The organism is Streptomyces sp. NPDC005722, assembly GCF_040630935.1.
In the GTDB taxonomy this organism is placed as follows: domain Bacteria; phylum Actinomycetota; class Actinomycetes; order Streptomycetales; family Streptomycetaceae; genus Actinacidiphila.
Map to the genome: position 1 here is coordinate 1 of NZ_JBEXYN010000078.1, position 19,287 is coordinate 19,287.

Below are 19,287 nucleotides of genomic sequence, written 5' to 3' on the forward strand. Positions count from 1 at the left end.
GGCCCTACCCTCATGCCCGGACATCCCGGAGATCACCCGACCGAGTCGCCACACTCGAACCAATGCTCACCATGATCGATAGAGAAACGGCTTCTAGGAAAGCGGCAAATTGGACGCACGGCGCCCAGCTGTCCAAGGTGTCCTCGGCGGGCGCGGTCTCGTCCGTGGCGTCCGCTCAGCGTCCGGCCTTGTCGAACCAGAGGAACCGATGCTTCTCGGCCGCGCGGACCGCATCCGAGATCAGGCAGTGGTCAACACCGTCGGTGAAAGGGCCCAACGCCGGCACCCACGGCCGTAGCCACCCCCCAGCGGAAGATCACCTATCGGCTGGAGCGAGGGATACCCCTCCTCCGGTCGCAGGCCGGACTGCTCTGACCCCACGCGGTGCGTTGCGTGCTGGTTAGGTGCATACATGGGGGTGTTCACCCTGACGTTCACCTGTCAGGATTTTCGGGGGTTTTGCCGTTCGGTGGGGGGATTGCATGACGTCTGTGCAGAACAACGACCAGCGCCTGCTCGACCGCATTCTGGATGACCAGCACCGGCACCTGGCACCCGGCAAGAGCCGGGAGGACTTCTTCACCTTCTTCGCTGCCGACAAGGCGCTTCAGGAGTGGGATCTCGACAATGACGAGATCATGGACGGCATCGTGGACGGGGCGCATGACTGTGGGATCGACGGCATCTGGACGTTTGTGGACGACCGGTATGTGACCGCGGATGCCCACCGGTATCTGTCGCCGCGTGCCCGCATCATCGAGCTAGTCATCCTGCAGGCCAAGACCTCCACGGGCTACCAGGAGACGGTGATCGAGAAGCTGGCCTTCCACCTGCCAGATCTGCTCAACATGGGACGCGATGAGGAAGAACTGGCGCCCCACACCAATGCCAAGCTCCTGGATCGCACCCGGCGCTTCCTGCACATCCTGGAGGAGCTGGCCTCCTCGTTTCCTCAGGTCCGCGTCAAAGTGATCTACGCCAGCAAGGCTGCGGAGAGCCCGCACCCGAATGTGAAGTCCAAGGGGGACCGGCTGCGGCGGGAGCTGGCGAAGATCACCTCTGATGCCGCGGCGGACATCGAGTACCTCAACGCCGCAGACTTGCGTGAGCGTACCGCCCGCGGGGCCAGGGCCGTAGCGCAGCTAGTGTTCTCCGAGACACCGATGAGCACGTCGCTGGGCGAGGGATATGTCTGCCTGGCAAGGCTGGACGAGTACTACCGCTTCATCACCTCCGACAATGAGGCGTTGAGGCTGGAGCTGTTCGAGTCGAATGTGCGTGACTACGCAGGGTCCACCGCAGTGAACAACGCCATCGGCGAAACCCTCAAGTCAGGTACGGGCGAGGACTTCTGGTGGTTCAACAACGGCGTCACCGTCGTCGCCGACGCGGCGCAGATCGCCGGCAAGAAGATCGTCGTCAAGGATCCTCAGATCGTCAACGGCCTGCAGACCAGCCACGAGGTCTACGCCTACTTCCAAAACGGCGGCCAGCACCGCGACAGGTCCCTCCTGGTCAAAATCGTGGTGGCCCCAGAGTCAGGCACCGCCCGCGACCGGATCATCAGGGCCACCAACAGCCAGACCCAACTACCGGCCGGTGCCCTGCGCGCAACGGAGCCCATCCAGAAGGACATCGAGGAGAGCCTCACCCACTCCGGCGGCTACTACTACGAACGCCGTGCCGGCTACTACCGCAACCTCGGCTTCCCCCTCGACCGCGTCGTCAGCATGACCCGCCTCGCTCGAGAGTTCACCGCCTTCGCACAGCGCGAGCCGCACACCGCCCTCCGGCACTCCGAAGCCCTCCTCCTGGACGACCAGCACTACGGCCAGATCTTCTCGCCAAGGCAGGACCTGGACATCTACCGCCTGAGTCTGGACGTTCACACCCACCTGCGCGACTTCCTGACCCACTACGCCGAAGACCACCCCCTGCTCGGAGAAACCCTGGAGAACTGGCTCTACCCGCTGGCAGCAATGTCCGCCTACACCCTCACCCGGCTACGCCAGCCCGCCCCGCGGGACCTGCTCCACATCGACCTCGAACACCTCAACGACGACCTGATGACCCGCATGACCGGAGTCCTCGAACAAAACTTCAAAACCGCCCTGCGTCAAAGCAAAGCCGGCGGAGTCGACCGCATCGCCCGCACCCCCGACTTCACCACCAAACTCCGCCAAGCCGTCATCTCACAAGGCCGCTTCCACATCGAACGCTAGCCCCAATCCACAGACGGGCCGAGCCCCTCGTGTACTCCGGCGGCTACGCTCGCCACCATGGCTGAGTACCTCGAAGTGAGCACAGCGACGGAGACACGCGACCAGGCTGTTGCGCTGGCCCGATCGGCGGTCAGCGAGCGCCTGGCCGCAGGAGCCCAGATCATCGGACCCGTAACCTCGGCGTTCTGGCACGCCGGCGCATTTGGCACCGGTGAGGAGTGGAAGCTCGTCATGACGACCTCGGCGGGGCGGTACCCCGCGCTGGAGGCTCACGTCCTCAAGCATCACCCTTGGGATAATCCACAGCTCTCAGCGACGCCGATCGTCACCGGATCGGAGGGCTGCCTACGCTGGATCAGCGCCAGCACCACGCCTGTCCCCGTCGAGTAGTCAAGCGCGCGCTTTCTCTAGTACGTCGGCGATTGCGGGGAGAGCACGGTGGTCACCAAGCCGCTGTAGAACTGGTCCGAGCCGTTGCCGGGGCCGCACAGACGCCACTCCGGTCGACAGGTCAAGGGCGCGACCGGTCACGGCGGCCGCTTGCTCAACCTCGCCAGCGGCTAGGTAGGAGTCCGCCAGCCACGACAGGTAGAGCGCCTTGTCCCGCGCACATGTGTCGTCGAAGGCGCCGAGAGCCTTCTCCAGCACGGGGACGGCACGGAGAGGACGTTTCAGTTCGGTCCAGCACCGGCCGGTCATGATGTCGAGTTCGTTGCTGTCGACCCAGGCCGACCAGTTCGGCTGTGGGGCGCCAGCCGCTTCTCCAAGGGCGTCGCGTGCTGTCGCCAATGCGCGTTCGGTCTCGGCTGCGTTCCCCGCAACCGCATGAGCCCATGCGAGGCGCTCATACAGCAGAGCGCGGACCCCGGCCGCAGCGTCCGGTCCGGCGGTCACGCATGACCGTGCAGCAATCTCGACGGCGGTCCGCGGTTCGCCGCCGAGCGTCTGGTAAGCCAGGAAGGCGAGGGCGTTGCCGGCCAGTCCCGAGTCACCGGCCTCCGAGGCAGCATGGTGGCTTGCCTCGTACAGACCGCGGGCCTCGGCGCGGCGGCCTCCGTCGAACGCTGCCCATCCGGCCTGCTGAGCCTGCTCGGCCAGCACGGCGAGCAGGCTGCGGCGGACCGGCTCGGAGCACACGGCGTGGCGGACCAGGTGGCGCGTCTCGTGATACTCACCCAGGTACACGCGATACGTGTCCCCGCCGCCGAGGATGTCATCCAACGCCCTCAGCCGGGCTGTGCGTCTGCGCAGGTGGTCCGGGATGCTGGCGTCAACTCGCCGACCAGTCTGCAGTCGTTCGGGCTCTGGCAAGCCACCGGCAAGGCCAGCGCCCGCCGCGGCAGAGGCCTTCAAGAATTGGCGGCGGCGTAGTGCATCGTCGGTATCCGTCGCTGCTTCCCATTCTCGAGGGGCCAGGCCCACCATGTGCCCCGGAATGCGGAACACGTCTGCGATGAGTGCGATCTTCTCGTACGTCGTAATGCGGCCGCGGCCGCGAGCGAGCGTCCCAACTCGCTCGGGCTTGATGTCGCAGGCAGCGGCGATCCGCGAGTAGCTGATGCCAGCTTCGCTCCGTGCCAGCAGGAAGACCGTACCGAAGTCGTGGGCAGAAAGTGCCGCTCTCATCTCGAGCCGCTCAAGCAGCTCCGGTGGCAACGCCGTCGATTGATCGCTCATGAGGTACCCCGTGCGGCCGTTGATGTCCGTACCCAATGTCACCCTATCCCCACGGTGGGTACCCATCGGTGGGAAGCGTGGAACGCCCTGCTCGGCGATGGTGAAGCGATCAGCCCTCAGGCCCGCACGCTACGGGCCTGGCCGACCATCTGACGTAGAGGCAGGCACCATGGCACATCGTAATCGGCAGGGTTTCGGCCCGTCCTCCTCCCCTACGAAGTCCAGCCGATGACCAGCCAGATCAACGAGTCCAGCAGTAAGCCGCCTCAGGCTTTCACGACGCGATGCGGCAACGTCTACCGGATCGTCGAGGAGCTCCGACCCCACGCCCAACTTCGCGGCTTGAATGCCGTCGGCGAGTACGCCAACTGCGACTCCCCCGCCCCGCCTGAGTCCGGGCGCCGACAGCTCCCCCTGGCCCGAGTCGCTGCCGCAGACCACACGGAGGCCTTACTCACCTATCCGACGATGCTGGGGCTCGCGGCTGGTGGGAACTCGGAGATGCCGAACTTCGATGAGCAGCACGCACTGAAGCAGTGCCGCACTACTGAGGCAGCAAGTGAACCGGACCGGGCACACAGCGCCACAGGTCTTCGGGCTGAGTTGAGCGACCTTGCAGATGCGGTCCGCATGCTCATGGCCAATGCCTACAGCGGCTGCGCGGAAGCCTTGTGCGGGGCGGACTGGGACATCGTGCTGACCTCGTACGGTGAGGCGGGTGACCGGGTGGTGCGGTGGATGGACCGCTTCCAGGTCGGCGGGTGCGGCCCGGTCATCGCGAACTACGAGCGTGACGCGCTGATGTGGCTCGTACCGCCCGGCACCGTCCACACATGGGAACACGCACACGGGTTGTGCTTTGGCGGTCCCTTCAAGGTCCTCCTGCCGCGGGCCGGCGCCCGCATCGCACCCGGGCCGCACTGGCGCACGCCGCCCAGACTGGGCCATCTGGTGGACGCGGACTGTCTGCACCACGCCCTGAACCGGTTCCGGCCGGACCTCCCACGACCGGTAGTGCGACTTAATGGCACGCCCGCGCTGCCAGGCACTCCACCCTTGCCCCTGCTTCCGTCATGACCCTCCGCGGTAGCGCGCACCTACCGGAGCTGACCAGCGCCGAACACGTACTGCTCGACGCCCGCCCGTGGACGACCGGGGCGTGCCTGCTGTGCGGGGCCACGGAGCTGCCGGTGACGCCCGTTGTCACCGTCTACGCCGCCGACGTCCCTGCGGCCAGGGCCAAATGCCGGGCCTGCCTGGTGACCGGCCTGGTGGCGCAGCGGGCCACAGCGGCCGCGCTCGAGCGCCCGTACGTCCCCAGTCTGCCCCCGATACCCGAAGGAAGTCTCGTGTCCCCGGAGCCCGCCTCTACCTCCGTATTGACTCCCGCTGTACGCCCTGCCGGCCGGCCGTTACCCCACTGGATCGGCGTACTCGGCCTGGTCTGGATCCTCGGCAACAGCGCCGCTCTCCCCCTGCTCTGGGCACAAGTCACCAGCGCCCAACACGACAGGCCTACGAGCGCCGTCAACACGCCCGACGCCAAACCCAAAACGATCTGACACCCGACTCCTCCCCCTCACGGGGAGGACGCCCCCGGCACCCCCGACCGGGAGCAAACGGCCCGCCCACCGAAGAAGGACCGGGCCGTGCACCATCCCGCCGCGCGCACCGGCGAGCCCGCCCGGATCATCACCCGGAGCGCGCGGCGGGCCCATCAGATCCGCGACCACTGGAGGACCACGACATGTTCAGCCACGCCGATCGCATCCCCACCGGAACGCCGCTGCCTTCGGGCCTGCCCACCCCGCCGCCGTTCGGGGTCAGCCGGATGGCGCCCTACCCAGGGGCCCCCGCGCCCGCCTACTCGCGCGCCGAGCTGGACCCGGCGTCGCAGACCACCCGGTTCTACAACGCCAGCGGCGGCATCATGGAGATGCCGGGCCACGGCACGAGCACCGGCACCCAGCCCTCCACCGCCACCAGCCCGGACGGCAACGCCGGTTCCGGTGATTCCGACACCGGTAGCGACGCGGACCAGTGACCGCCGGTCCGGTGCTGGTCGTCACCAACCTTGACGACCCCACAACGGACCTGGTGATCAGCGAATTGCACGACCGGGATCTCCCGGTCGTGCGGTTCGACTCCGGGGACTTCCCCGCCACCTTGACCGTTGCGGCCACCATCACCAACGACGGGATCGCCGGCACCCTGGCGACGCCCACCCGCACCGCAGACCTGACGCAGGTCCGGTCGCTGTACTACCGACGCCCGTCCGGGTTCGTCTTCCCTCACCTCGACGCGCAGACCGCCCGGTTCGCCGTCACACAGGCCCGCTGCGGCCTCGGCGGGGTCCTGGCGTCCCTGCCGGGCTGCCTGTACGTCAACCACCCGCACCGCATCGGGGACGCCGAGTTCAAGCCCTCAGGGCTCGCCGCCGCGGTGGCGGCAGGGTTCAGCATCCCGCCCACCTTGTTCACCTCCGAGCCGGACGCCGCACGCGCCTTCATCAAGCGCCACGGCCCGGTGATCTACAAGCCGCTGTCGACACCGCTGTACGAGGTCGACGGCAAGGCGTGCGCGGTGAAGGTGGACGAGGTCACGGCCGACGACATCGACGAGCGTGTGGCCGGCACCGTCCACCTGTTCCAGCAGCGCGTGGACAAGGTCGCAGACGTCCGCGTGACCGTCATCGGCGACCGCATCTTCTGCGTGCGCATCGACTGCGACCTGCTGGACTGGCGCACCGACTACAACCGCCTCACCTACACCGTGGTGCAGCCGCCCCCGGGCATCCCCGCGGCGCTGCGCCGGTACCTGGACCACTTCGGCCTGGTCTTCGGCGCATTCGACTTCGCGGTGGGCCGGGACGGGGCATGGTGGTTCCTGGAGTGCAACCCCTCCGGCCAGTGGGCCTGGATGGAGCCCGAGACCGGGCTGCCGATGGTGGCAGCCATGGCCGATCTACTGGAACGGAAGGCCTCATGACCGAACACTCCTTGCGTGAGCAGCTGCTCGACCGCCTCACGGGGCAGGGTGTCATCCGCTCCCCTCAGTGGCGGGACGCGGCGGCGGCCACGCCCCGGCACGAGTTCCTGAGTGGTGGCTTCTTCCGCCAGGTCCCCGGCTCGGCACCGACAGCGTGGGAGCCGGTGATGCCGGAGGATCCCGCCTGGCTGCCGGCCTGTTACGTCAACGAGTCGCTGGTCACGCAGATCGCCGGGACCATCGCGCCCGGCGACGTCCGTGGTCAGATCCTCCGCGAGCCGACCAGCTCCAGCACGGTCCCGGGTCTGGTGCTGCGCATGCTGGAGGACCTGGAGGTCGAGGACGGCATGCGCGTCCTGGAGATCGGCACCGGCACCGGGTACTCCACCGCGCTGCTGTGCCAGCGCCTCGGTGACGACCTGGTCACCTCCGTGGAGGTCGACCCGAACGTGGCGGCCAGGGCGGCAACGGCCCTCGCCGAGGCCGGGCACGTTCCCTCCCTGGTGACCGCCGACGGCCTTGCCGGACATCCGGACAACGCGCCGTATGACCGGATCATCGCCACGTGCGGTGTGCGCACCATCCCCGCGGCGTGGATCGCGCAGACCCGGCCCGGTGGCGAGATCCTCGCCACGCTCTGCGGCTGGATGGGCTCCTCCGAGCTGGCCCGTCTCACCGTCCACGAGGACGGCACGGCATCCGGCCGGCTGCTCGGCGGGCAGGTGTCGTTCATGCTCGCCCGCCCCCACGTCCCCCCGACGATGGGGATGCTGCCGGACACCCGCGTCGGCTACGAGCGGGAGGCCGTCGTCGGTGCCGACGTCCTGGACGACTGGACGGCCCGGTTCGTCGCGCAGATCGCAGCACCGCGGGCCCAGCGCCTCGTGCTCGACGAGCGGGAGCACCTGCTGCTGGATAGCGAGGCCGGCGCGTGGGCGCTGCTGCGCCAGGTCGGCGATGAGTGGCGAGTCCGTCAGGGTGGCCCCTCTCGCCTGTGGAACGACATCGAGGAGCACATCGTGCAGTGGCGCCACGACGGCGCCCCCGGGCTGGAGAAGTTCCGCGTGGCCGTGGCGTCCGACGGGCTCCAGCAGGTGGAGTGGGATACCAATAGGTAGACAGTTCATCGGACACGCAGGAGAAGGCCGGCCGGGCACTGACAGAGCTCCCGCCGTCCTTCCCGCGCAGGCGAAGGCGGCCCGATAGAGTTCCCCCTTCTGGCAAAGAGGTGGACCACGAACCACGACTGGTCGCATTCCAGCACGCCGGTCGACGTCAAGATCGAGAACCCCATCGCAGGCGTACATGATCGGGCAGAAAGCCGGTTCCTGCCCGTAAGCAATGACCGGCAAGCACACGTGCCACAGCGTGCTCGTCACCGCGCTCACCCGGCTGCCTGGTCTCGAGACAGTCTGGCGGACAACCACGGGAGCTCCCGCTCCCGCGGGGATGATCCCATGCCGGTGTCCTACTTCAGTGCCGACAGCAATCGCTCGCCGAACGCCGGTCATAGCGTCAGATTCAAGGTCACAGGACAGGTCGTATGGCGGTGACGTCCCGCAAGTCACCGCTGCGCGACCTGCGATGGTGAGTAGACCCTCGCACCTCACCGGTGACCTCGAGGCACTCACCACCTGCAAGTGATGCCGGATCGTGATCTTTCACCCCCCTTTTCGGTGAGCAAATCGGTGAGTGCCACCGGGCTTGATGGATGCCACCCTCCACATCCACCAGCCCAGGAGCCCACATGACCACACCTGCGCATCCCCCTGCCAGCGACCCCGAACCCGGCACCACAGGGCCCGTCATGCCCAGCCCGCACCCAAGGAAGCCAAAGCGCCCCGGGCGACAAGCATCAAGCCCCGGCACCAAGGCCGCCCGCGCCGCAAGCCACAAGCCCACACCCCACCGACACGGGACGACCCACCACTGGCCGGTGTGTCACCCGTCCGCGCGGGACCGGCACCTGCGCCCTGCCGGCGCCGGACGGCCGCTCCTCCCGCCGGGTACGGACGGTGCTCACGCCGGTGCGGCCACACCTGTCAGGGCAGGTGACGGCCAGTGAGGAAGCTAGCCACCCGGCCACCCCGGTTCGTCGCCGTCGACAACCGCGCCGTCGACGACCAGCGCCTGAGCGTCCTGGACATCGGACTGCTCACCATGGCCCTGCGCCTTCCCGACGGCGCCGACTTCACCATCGCCGCCCTCGCCCACACCCGCAAACCCGGCCGCCAAGCCCTCACCAAAGCCATGCGGAACCTCGTCGACTGCGGCTACATCATCAAACTCAAAATCCAGAACGCCACCGACGGCACCTGGCGCACCGAATTCTCCGTCGCCGGCCTCCCCCACCGACGCGAAGACATCCACCACCTCCTGACCCAGGTCGTCGGGACACGGGCCGTGCGCGTCGAGCCGGCCTGGCTCGACCCCCGCAACCACCACACCCCGGCCACCGCCCCGCTCGAGCCGATGCCGCTACAACCAGCCCCCGCGGACTCCCCGGCCGCGCAGCCTGTCCCCCACCCGGTCACACCAGGCCCCCCTTCCCCCGGCACAGCCGGCGAGAACACCGAAAACGCGCAGGCCAGACCGAGTGACGGGTTCCCGACAGTCGGTCAACCGGCAGTCGGCGAGCCGACGATCGGCGAACCGGCCGCCGGACAGCCGACCGCCGGAAACCCGTCGGCTAAAGAACTAAGACTCCACAAGCAAGACGGAAAGAACTCCTCTCTCTCCTGTCCGCCCATCACTGCCGATCACACGGCGCAGCCCGCCCAGACGCCGAAGAGAGAGGCCACCACCCCAACCGGACAAGCACCACCGCCCACCCCACCCGGACAGGCACCCTCGACCGCGACGCCACCACCTCCGCGCCCCACCGGCAACAACCCAAGCAACGCCGGCACCGGCGTGCCCGCGCCGGCCCGATCCACGCCAGACGGCCCACGAGCAGCCGCTGCCGCCCGGATCGCCGACGTCTGGACCACCGCCCGCCACCGCCACGGCCACCCCGTCCCCACCCTCGCCCCAGGCCGCATCGCCCACACAGCCGCCGCACTCCTCGCCACCGGAATCCCCGAACAACTCCTCACCCAGGCAGCCACCGCCATGGCCCGCAAACCCACCTGGTACGACCTCACACGCCACCTCCAACACTGGACACCCCCCACAAGCCCACAACCCGCCACACGGCCCGGACATCCCACCCACTGCGGAGAATGCGACCACGGCTGGACCACCGACCCCGACGGCCGCGCCCGCAAATGCCCCTGCCGCAGGCAACCAAAACCATGAACCAGCCACAGCCCCCGCACCCGCGCCCACGGCCGGCGCCCTTGGACTCACGGGCGCAGGCCGCCAGCAATACGCAGCACCGACACCAATCCAGGCCTCGCCAAAGACCAGCAACAGTCGTACGAAGACTCCCGACTGCTGGCGCAGCGCCGCGGCCCGACCTCGAGCAGGACCTGCTACGTCGCCGCCAAGGCGCACATGCGCACGGTGCACCCGAGCCAATTGCGCAACGCCGCCAACAGGGTCGGCCTTGCGCAACCACGACGCGGCCCCCGGCTACCCCGCCATTGCGCATCCCAGGACCCACCCCTACACCCCAGTACGCAACCCGACGAGAACCGGTGCTCCAGGTCGCAGAGGCCGAGCGTGTGGCGCGGCGGGGGCATCTCCCCCGCGGGGTGCGGGTGCACGTCGCGCCCGCGCGGGTGCCCGACCGGGCGCGCACGGTGCCGGATGTCAGGACACCTCGATGCCGTGCTCCTGTACCAGGGCTTCCAGGCCGCCGGGGTATCCCTTGCCTCCGATGACGAAGTCCCAGTCGCCACTGGCGCGGCGGCGGAAGGAGCCGAGGACCAGGGCTGTTTCGCCGGGGCGGCCGTCGGAGACCTCCAGGCGGCCGAGTTCCTCACCCGAGGGGCCCAGGAGCCGGATGAAGGCGTCGGTGAATCCGGAAAGGTCTGCCCCGGGGTTGGTGACGGGGTCGACGGCCGCGGCCAGGACGAGCCGGTCCGCCCTCTCGGGCAGCGCCTCGAAGGCGACGCGGATGGCGGCCTTGTCCGGTGCGAAGGCGGTCACCGACCGTACGCTTCCCTCCGGGGTCCGGGGGTTGTTGAAGAAGACGAAGTGGTCGTCGCTGAGCACCCGGGATCCCTGGCACACCAGGGCGCACACGTCCAGGACCACGCTGCCCGACCACGACATGCCCAGCACGTTGTCCTCGTGCGCGGGGCCGGCGTCGGTCTCGTCAGGGGCAGGCCGCTGCTGCGGGACGCCGGCCTGGGCGTCGCCGAGCCTGCCGCTCAGTCCGTGCCGGTGCAGGAGGTCCACCAGTTCGGTGCCCGCGATCAGTTCCAGCGGTTTGCCGTTGGCGAAGGTGTGCGAGCCGGGGCCGAACCCGGAGGTGGTGACGAGGACGCCCTTGTTGGCGCCGGCGTCCTGCACGGTGCCGTACAGGTCTCGCACCGCGCTGGGCGGTACCGTGTTCCGGTAGCGCTTGACCTGCACGACGATCTTCCCGCCGCGGATCGGGGCCGGGTCCTCGGCCTGCACGTCCACGCCGCCGTCGCCTGAGCGCTGGGTCGTCACCGCATCCATGCCCATGGCGCGGAACAGGTCCGCCACCAGCGACTCGAAGGCGATCGGGTCCATCTCGTACAGATCCGGCTCTTCCTGTCCTCCGTGGCTGATCACGCCGGTCCCGCCCACGTCGCCCGGCAGCCGGTGCGGCCGTATCGCGGTGCGCTGGTCCGGGCGGGCCGACAGCTGTCCGCGCAGCCCGCCGGTCAGGCAGTCCACGGCGCTGACCTGTTCCAGGTTCAGCGGCGCGAACGAGGTGCGGGTGGCCATCACCGTCGCCACGAAGACTTCCGTACGCAGGCCGGTCGCCGGGTCGTGGTCGTCGACGAAGCCGTTCAGCGCGATCGAGTCCAGCGCGCCGAACTCGTCGGCGGCGAACAGCTCCCGCAGCGCCAGCAGGACACACTGGGCGAGCACATCGCGGTACAGCTCCCGCCGCTGGGCTACCGGACGGGCGGTCTCTTTGTCCTGGTCCGCGCCGGGCATGTACCGCACCAGCTTCGCCTCGGGGACGATGTCGTACTTCGGCAGCTCCCAGTTCACCACCAGCTGCCGCGCCGGTGCGTCGTAGGCGGCGGTCAGCCGGCGCGGCAGGCCTTCCGGCCAGCCGGCCGAGGCATACAGGGCGGCCGAGAAGTATTCCACTGCCGCCTCGGGGTCCCCTTGGCGAACGGCGCCGTCGAGCTGCGTGATGCCGGCGTTGTGGCTGCGGATCTCCGCCAGCTGACCCGCCGCCCACTGGTCGTACTGCTGCCGGTACGCCGCCAGCTGCTGCAGGCGCTGGGCTTCGGCAGCCTGGGCGGCATGCCAGTCATGCTCGAAGCGCTCCCGCGCTTCCTGCTGGGCCTGAGCCCGCCGGTTCGCCGTCCAGCCGCCTTGCGCCGCCTGGTACTGATTCGGGTCGGGCATCGCCACCGGGTAGCCCAGTTGACCGGGTTCGAACGGCTCGAGCTGCTCGGAGCGCGCCAGAGCATCCAGGCGGAACGCAGGCGTACGGCACCCGGCCGGCAGCAACGTCCGCAACTCCTCGACGCGGGCTTCCAGCTCGCGCGTACGCCGCTGCGCATCGGCCTCACGGTGCTGCCGATACGCCGCTTGCTGCTCCCGCCGGCTCCGCGCCAGATCACGCTCATACGTCCGCTGCTGCCGCTCCGCACTGCGCAACTGCTGCACCCGGGCCCTCTGCTGGGCCTCCACCTGCCGCTGCTGCTGACGTTGCGCCTCAGCCCAGATCCCGATCAACCCACCAGAGCGACGACTCATGACGCAACCGGCCCTCCCCAGGGACACCCTTGTCCCACCCCACCCCTACGCCGGCCCCCCGGCCAGCAACAACCACACAACTCTAATCCGTAACCAGCCAGTCACCCACCCCACACCACAAGATCCCACCACCAGCACCAGCCGACCCCCAGCGCACCCCGCGCGCGCCCACCCCGGACACCCCCGGCACACGCAGCGGGTCCGAGCGCAACCGATGCCGCGCGGGAGTGCAGAACGTTCGGTGTAACTCCTGATCAAGGAAGATGCACCGATGCTCCCGCAGGCGCGAGCCGCCCGGTCCTCCTCCGCCCGTCACAGCGCAGCCTCCCGAGAAGTACCTGATCACAGACGGCGGTCGGGTGCGGGCCGATTGCACGCCCCGGTTCGCCCGCCCGTCACGGCCGACCGGGCGAACCGGGAAGGAGAACGGGCTATTTCACGGGGGTTACGCGCTCCACTCTTGACAACGTTGTCTGGAAAGGAACACGCTAACCGCGATCTACGGCAGGTGTGCCCCTTTACGAGTCCCCATCCCCTTACGGAGCTTCCGCGTGATCCAGGACCCCCGCCCCAACTCATGTGTGGGGCCGGGGCGGTTGTCGCCGCCCCGCGTCGACATTCGTGGCGCCGCTTCGTACTGACCTGTTCTGACCTGTACTGACCTGTCCTCCGGGTCGAACCGCCTCCTGGCGCCGTCCAGGACCGAGCCGCGGCAAGCCCCGACGTGATGCTCCCGACCTCCAATGACGAAAGGTCCCTCCGTGTCGCCTTCCCCCTCTGCCCGCCATTTGTCCTTGCGAAGATGGGCCGGCGCGGCGATAGCCCTGTCGTTGCCCGTGGGGCTGCTGGTCGTCGCACCCTCGGTGGGTGCCGCGACGCCGCCGCCCGGCAACTTCAGCTCCTCCTTCGAGTCGGCCGACCCTCAGGCCGCGGCGAGCACCGTCGAGCTCAACGGCAGCGGCAAGCCGGTCCAGGAGAACCTGAGCGGATCGAGCTCCACCGGACTGCCCGGCAGCCTGCTCGACCAGGTCAGCGAGGTGACCGCCAGCGCCGACAACCCGCCCGGGGAAATCGCCTCCAACGTCAAGGACGCCAATCCGTCGACCAAGTGGCTCGCGTTCGCCAAGACCGGCTGGGTGACGTACCGGCTGGCCAAGCCCGCGGCAGTGGTGAAGTACTCGCTGACCTCCGCGAACGACGCGGCGGGCCGCGACCCCAAGGACTTCACCGTTCAGGGGTCGAACGACGGCGGCGCGTGGACCGACCTGGACACGCGGACGGGTGTGAGCTTCAGCGGGCGGTTCGCCACCAACACCTACAGCTTCAGCAACACGACGGCCTACGCGTACTACCGGCTGAACGTCACGGCGAACTCCGGTGACTCGATCCTCCAGCTCGCGGACTGGAACATCAGCGACGGCTCGAACGTCCTGCCGCCCGCCACCCCGATGGTCAGTGTCGCCGGCGCGGGACCGGTCAGCGGCTACAACATGAAGCCGGGGGCCGGGTTCTCCGGCGTGGCCTCGCTGCGGTACTCGGGCGGCGCGCGGGCCGACGGCCGCTCGTACGCGACCAACAAGCTCTTCGACGTCGACATCCCGGTCGGGCCCAAGACCCGGCTGTCGTACAAGATCTTCCCCGAGTTCACGGCCAAGGACACCCAGTACCCGTCCACCTACGCGGCCGTCGACCTGCACTTCACCGACGGCACCTACCTGAGCGGCCTCTCGCCCGTCGACCAGCACGGCTACGCGCTCACCGCGGCCGGGCAGGGTGCGTCGAAGGTGCTCTACGCCGACCAGTGGAACGCGGTGCAGTCCGAGATCGGGGCGGTCGCAGGCGGCAAGACGATCGACCGCGTCCTGCTCTCCTACGACGACCCCAAGGCCACCGCCTCGACGCGTTTCCAGGGCTGGCTCGACGCCGTCACCGTGTCGGGCACCCCGACGCCGGTGGACGGCTCCAACCTGACCAACTTCGTCGACACCCGGCGCGGCACCAACGCGTCCGGCGGGTTCTCGCGTGGCAACAACCTGCCGATCTCGGCGATGCCGAACGGCTTCAACTTCTTCACGCCGGTCACCAACGCCGCGTCCAACTCCTGGGAGTACGACTACCAGGCGGGCAACAACGCGGCCAACCTGCCGACGCTGCAGGGACTGGCGATCTCGCACGAGCCCAGCCCGTGGATGGGTGACCGCAACCAGATGTCGGTCATGCCGGTGCCGGACGGGGGCTCGCTCACCGGAGCGCCCAGCGGACGCGCACTCGCCTTCAGCCACGACGACGAGATCGCGCGGCCGGACTTCTACCAGGTCACCACGCAGAACGGCCTGAAGGCACAGATGTCGCCCACCGACCACGGTGGCATCATGCAGTTCACCTTCCCGTCCGGGCAGGCGACCGGAAGCCTGGTCTTCTACAACGGCACGTTCACCATCGGCACGGACGGCACCTTCACCGGCTGGGTGGACAACGGAAGCGGCCTGTCGGCCGGTCGCAGCCGGATGTTCGTGTCCGGCACCTTCGACCGGGCGCCCACGGCGACCTCCGCCACTTCCGCCACCTTCGACACCTCCGCGAGCCGGCAGGTGACGCTGCGGATCGCGACCTCGTTCCTCTCGGTCGACCAGGCGGGCAAGAACCTCGGCCTGGAGGTCACCGGGCAGAGCTTCGACCGGATCCACGACGCGGCCACCGCGGCGTGGAAGGACCGGCTCGGCCGGATCGAGGTGCAGGGCGCGAACGAGACGCAGAAGGTCACGCTCTACTCGAACCTCTACCGGCTGAACCTGTACCCGAACTCGCAGTCGGAGAACACCGGCACCGCCGCCGCGCCGCGCTGGCAGTACGCGAGCCCGGTGTCGGCACCGACCGGCACGTCGACCGCCACGCAGACCGGCGCCAAGGTCGTGGACGGCCAGATCTACGTCAACAACGGGTTCTGGGACACCTACCGCACCGTGTGGCCCGCGTACTCGCTGCTGTACCCGGACGTCGCGGCCAAGATCGCCGACGGCTTCGTCCAGCAGTACCGCGACGGCGGGTGGATAGCCCGCTGGTCCTCACCCGGCTACGCCGACCTCATGACCGGTACCAGCGCCAACGTGGCACTGGCCGAGGCCTACCTCAACGGTGTCGACGTGCCCGACCCGCTCGGCGCGTACGAGGCGGCGGTCAAGGACGCCACCGTCGCGTCCGGACGCAGTGAGGTCGGCCGCAAGGGCATCGAGAACGGGCTGTTCCTGGGCTACACGCCCACCTCCACCGGCGAGTCCGTGTCGTGGGCGCTGGAAGGCTTCATCAACGACTACGGCATCGGCAACATGGGCGCGGCCCTGGCCGACGACAAGTCGGTGCCGAAGGACGACCGCAAGCGGATCAAGGAGGAGTCGGAGTACTTCCTCCAGCGGGCCCGCAACTACGTCAACCTCTTCGACAAGGACAGCAAGTTCTTCGAGGGACGCCAGGCCAACGGCACGTTCCTCACCGGCAACCCGCTCGACTGGGGCGGCGCCTACACCGAGACGAACGGCTGGAACTTCGCGTTCACCGCGCAGCAGGACGGCCAGGGCCTGGCCAACCTCTACGGCGGTCAGAAGCAGCTGGAGCAGAAGCTCGACCAGTTCTTCTCCACCCCGGAGAACGCCGACCACCCGGGTGGGTACAACGGCACGATCCACGAGATGCTCGAGGCGCAGGCGGTGCGCCTGGGCCAGCTCGGCATGAGCAACCAGCCCTCGCACCACATCCCGTACATGTACGACTACGCCGGTGCGCCGTCCAAGACGCAGGCGATCGTGCGGGAGATCCTGCAGCGCCTCTACGTCGGCGACGAGATCGGCCAGGGCTACCCGGGTGACGAGGACAACGGCGAGATGTCGTCCTGGTACATCCTCAGCTCGCTCGGCATCTACCCGCTGCAGGCCGGCTCCTCCAACTGGGCGATCGGTTCGCCGCAGTTCACCAAGATGACCGTCCACCGCAAGAGCGGCGACATCGTTGTCAACGCGCCGGCCAACAGCACCAAGAACGTCTACGTGCAGGGTGTGAAGGTCAACGGCAAGACCCAGCGCGCAGTGTCCGTCGACTCGGCCGAGCTCGTCCACGGTGGCACGATCGACTTCGCGATGGGCTCGCAGCCGTCGTCCTGGGGCACCGGCAAGAAGGACGCGCCGCCGTCGCTGACCAAGGGCACAGACGTGCCCAAGCCCTTGCAGGACACCACGGGTCCGGGCCTCGGCACCGCGACCACCAGCGACGGGCAGGACGCGTCGAAGCTGTTCGACGACTCGTCGACCACGCAGATGACCTTCGCGACCGACGAGCCCCAGATCGACTGGGTCTACCGCGGCGGCAAGCAGAGGCCGTCGTACTACACCCTCACCTCCGGTGCGGGTGCGGGCGACCCGACGGACTGGAAGCTGCAGGCCTCCAACGACGGGATCACCTGGACCACGCTCGACTCGCGTCACCGCGAGGTGTTCCCGTCGCGCAACCAGACCCGGGCGTTCAAGATCGGCAATCCGGGGAAGTTCGCACGGTTCCGCCTCGTCGTGAAGGAGACCGCCGGCGCCGCGCAGACCGGCCTCGCCGAGGTCGAACTGCTCGCGGGCGGCGACATCCAGCTCGGTGGCGGCGACCTCACGGTCGCCGGCGTGAGCAGCGGGCTGCACGCGACGTCCGGCGTCGCGGTCTCGGCACCCCTGGCCACCGTCACCGGGGGCACCGCGAGCGGCTACCAGGCCACGGTCGACTGGGGTGACGGCTCGCCGGTCACCACGGGCACCACGGCTCTGAGCTCGCGGGGCGTGTACAGCGTCAGCGGTACGCACACCTACGCCAAGCCGGGCTACTACCAGGCGAACGTCACGGTGACCGACGGCACCGTACAGGGCTCGGGCACGGTCGGGGCCGACGTCGCGTACGCGCCGAGCTCCAGCCTCACCGCCGCCTTCGACACCGTCTGCATCGGGGACGAGGGCGCGCTCGCCGCGAACTGCGACAGCAAGTCCTGGGCCTACTCGCGTGCCGCTCTCAAGGCGGCCGGCGTGACCCAGGGCCAACAGCACGACGTGCCCGGCACGGCGCTGCACTTCACGCTGCCGGAGACCCCGGCGGGCCAGCCGGACAACGCGACGGGCAACGGCAGCACGCTCGTGCTCAACCTGCCGGCCGACGCGAAGAGCATCTCGTTCATCGGCGCCGGCACGCAGGGCAACCAGAACACCACCGGCACGGCGACGTTCAGCGACGGCAGCACCGCCACCGTCCCGATCCAGATGAGCGACTGGACGCTGGGCGGCAACGCCAACGGCACGCCGTCCTTCGGCAACATCGTCGTCGCCAAGTCCGCCTACCGACTGCTCGGCACGAGCCGGGACAGCGCCCAGCCGTTCCTGTTCGCCACCACGCCGTTCCAGATCCCGGCGGACAAGACGCTGGTGTCGGTGACCCTGCCCAAGCAGACCGGCGACGCCGGTTCCGCCGGCCGGATCCACGTGTTCGCCGTCGCCCACGACGGCACGCCGGTGCCCGCGCTGGTGACCACCACTCCCAAGGACCGGACGGCCACCCCGGGGAAGGCCCTCGCGGCGGACCTCGGTTCGGTGACCGGCGGCGTTCCCGGCACGACGGGTTACCAGGCCCGCGTCCAGTGGGGTGACGGCACGGCTCCGTCCGACGCCACGGTCGACGCGTCCGGTGCGATCAGCGGAGAGCACACGTACGTGCAGCGGGGCACGTACACCGTGCACGTCACCACGTGGGACACGCTGTCCAGCAGGACCGAGACGTTCACCGTGACCGTGGGGAAGGCGGCGCTGCAGCCGTCGATCTCGGCGTCGGCATCCACCACCGTCGAGGCCGGTGACGCGATCACCGTCAACGGCAGCGGGTTCGCCGCCGGCGAGCGCGTGACCGTCAAGCTGGGCACCAGCCCGGCGCGCAGCGTGACGGTCGAGGCCTCTGCGACGGGTGCGGTCCACGCGTCCGTGGCGGCGTCCGATGACGCGCAGCCCGGCCGGTACGCCATCACCGCGGCCGGCACGTCCTCGCGGACTCCGGCGACGGCCACCGTCCGGGTGACCGATGAACCGGAGGCGCGGACGTACCGACCGGACGTGCTGTTGTCGACGACGTCGGGGCCGCGCGCCACGGCGATCGTCGTCAACGCCAGCGGGTTCGCGCCGAACGAGGCCGTGAGGATCGGCTTCGGTGACGGTCTCGCCTTCATCACCGTGCACGCGAACGCCGACGGTGTGATCCACGGCGCGACCATCAGCGTTCCGGGGGCGGCCAAGCCGGGTCCGACCGGTGTCACGCTGGCCGGCGCCGATTCGGCGACCCATGTTCGGCTGCACTTCGAGGTCACCGACCAAAACTGACCCGAACTGAGTGCGACTGAGCTGAACCAGTCAAAGCCGCCGGTGGGCGGGGCCGTGATCACGGCCCCGCCCCCCCGGCCGTGTAACTGGGGGTTGGCGCCCCGGCCGGGGGTAAACCCATGTAACACGCCCCCACCACAACAACACAGAACGAGGGA

At 69.0% G+C, this 19,287-nt stretch carries 10 protein-coding genes; 7 read left to right on the forward strand and 3 right to left on the reverse strand.

Going from position 1 to position 19,287, the window contains the following annotated elements; translation table 11 throughout:
• Nucleotides 1-482: 482 nt before the first annotated feature.
• Nucleotides 483-2,222 carry an AIPR family protein gene (locus ABZ479_RS40260; protein ID WP_500466217.1) on the forward strand — a complete coding sequence of 580 codons (1,740 nt, stop codon included), beginning with the start codon at nt 483-485 and terminating at the stop codon, nt 2,220-2,222.
• A 57-nt stretch (nt 2,223-2,279) separates the two neighbouring features.
• Nucleotides 2,280-2,612: a divalent-cation tolerance protein CutA gene (gene cutA, locus ABZ479_RS40265; RefSeq protein ID WP_500466218.1), complete on the forward strand. Its 333-nt coding sequence runs from the start codon at nt 2,280-2,282 to the stop codon at nt 2,610-2,612.
• On the opposite strand, the gene ABZ479_RS40270 is transcribed toward cutA, so the two are convergent.
• Nucleotides 2,613-3,899, reverse strand: a complete 1,287-nt coding sequence (locus ABZ479_RS40270; protein WP_500466219.1) for an NsdA family TPR-like regulatory protein — start codon at nt 3,897-3,899, stop codon at nt 2,613-2,615.
• Nucleotides 3,900-4,127: 228 nt separating this feature from the next.
• On the opposite strand from ABZ479_RS40270, the gene ABZ479_RS40275 reads away from it, so the two are divergent.
• From ABZ479_RS40275 to tgmC, 4 genes are all read left to right on the forward strand, one after another.
• A complete protein-coding gene (locus tag ABZ479_RS40275) occupies nt 4,128-4,976 on the forward strand; it encodes a hypothetical protein (protein ID WP_500466220.1) in 849 nt (282 codons plus the stop codon).
• 670 nt (nt 4,977-5,646) lie between these two features.
• Entirely contained in the window at nt 5,647-5,943 is a 297-nt protein-coding gene (gene tgmA, locus ABZ479_RS40280; RefSeq protein WP_500466221.1) for a putative ATP-grasp-modified RiPP, read from the forward strand.
• Complete coding sequence (tgmB, locus tag ABZ479_RS40285; RefSeq protein ID WP_500466222.1) at nt 5,940-6,887, forward strand: ATP-grasp ribosomal peptide maturase; 948 nt, start codon at nt 5,940-5,942, stop codon at nt 6,885-6,887. The genes tgmA and tgmB overlap by 4 nt, the downstream gene beginning before the upstream one ends.
• Nucleotides 6,884-8,005: an ATP-grasp peptide maturase system methyltransferase gene (gene tgmC / locus ABZ479_RS40290; RefSeq protein ID WP_500466223.1), complete on the forward strand. Its 1,122-nt coding sequence runs from the start codon at nt 6,884-6,886 to the stop codon at nt 8,003-8,005. The genes tgmB and tgmC overlap by 4 nt, the downstream gene beginning before the upstream one ends.
• 952 nt (nt 8,006-8,957) lie before the next feature.
• Here tgmC and ABZ479_RS40295 read toward each other — a convergent pair.
• Nucleotides 8,958-9,257: a hypothetical protein gene (locus ABZ479_RS40295; RefSeq protein ID WP_500466224.1), complete on the reverse strand. Its 300-nt coding sequence runs from the start codon at nt 9,255-9,257 to the stop codon at nt 8,958-8,960.
• A gap of 1,383 nt (nt 9,258-10,640) precedes the next feature.
• Entirely contained in the window at nt 10,641-12,743 is a 2,103-nt protein-coding gene (locus ABZ479_RS40300) for a restriction endonuclease (RefSeq protein ID WP_500466225.1), read from the reverse strand.
• Between the two features lie 743 nt (nt 12,744-13,486).
• On the opposite strand from ABZ479_RS40300, the gene ABZ479_RS40305 reads away from it, so the two are divergent.
• Nucleotides 13,487-19,129 (forward strand): GH92 family glycosyl hydrolase, encoded by a 5,643-nt coding sequence (locus tag ABZ479_RS40305; RefSeq protein WP_500466226.1) that lies wholly within the window; start codon nt 13,487-13,489, stop codon nt 19,127-19,129.
• Nucleotides 19,130-19,287: the final 158 nt, after the last annotated feature.

Excerpts from the sequence above, each read along its gene's own strand:
- ABZ479_RS40260 (WP_500466217.1), top strand. The coding sequence starts at position 483 with ATGACGTCTGTGCAGAACAACGACCAGCGCCTGCTCGACCGCATTCTG.
- cutA (WP_500466218.1), top strand. The coding sequence starts at position 2,280 with ATGGCTGAGTACCTCGAAGTGAGCACAGCGACGGAGACACGCGACCAG.
- ABZ479_RS40270 (WP_500466219.1), bottom strand. The coding sequence starts at position 3,899 with ATGAGCGATCAATCGACGGCGTTGCCACCGGAGCTGCTTGAGCGGCTC.
- ABZ479_RS40275 (WP_500466220.1), top strand. The coding sequence starts at position 4,128 with ATGACCAGCCAGATCAACGAGTCCAGCAGTAAGCCGCCTCAGGCTTTC.
- tgmA (WP_500466221.1), top strand. The coding sequence starts at position 5,647 with ATGTTCAGCCACGCCGATCGCATCCCCACCGGAACGCCGCTGCCTTCG.
- tgmC (WP_500466223.1), top strand. The coding sequence starts at position 6,884 with ATGACCGAACACTCCTTGCGTGAGCAGCTGCTCGACCGCCTCACGGGG.
- ABZ479_RS40300 (WP_500466225.1), bottom strand. The coding sequence starts at position 12,743 with ATGAGTCGTCGCTCTGGTGGGTTGATCGGGATCTGGGCTGAGGCGCAA.
- ABZ479_RS40305 (WP_500466226.1), top strand. The coding sequence starts at position 13,487 with ATGACGAAAGGTCCCTCCGTGTCGCCTTCCCCCTCTGCCCGCCATTTG.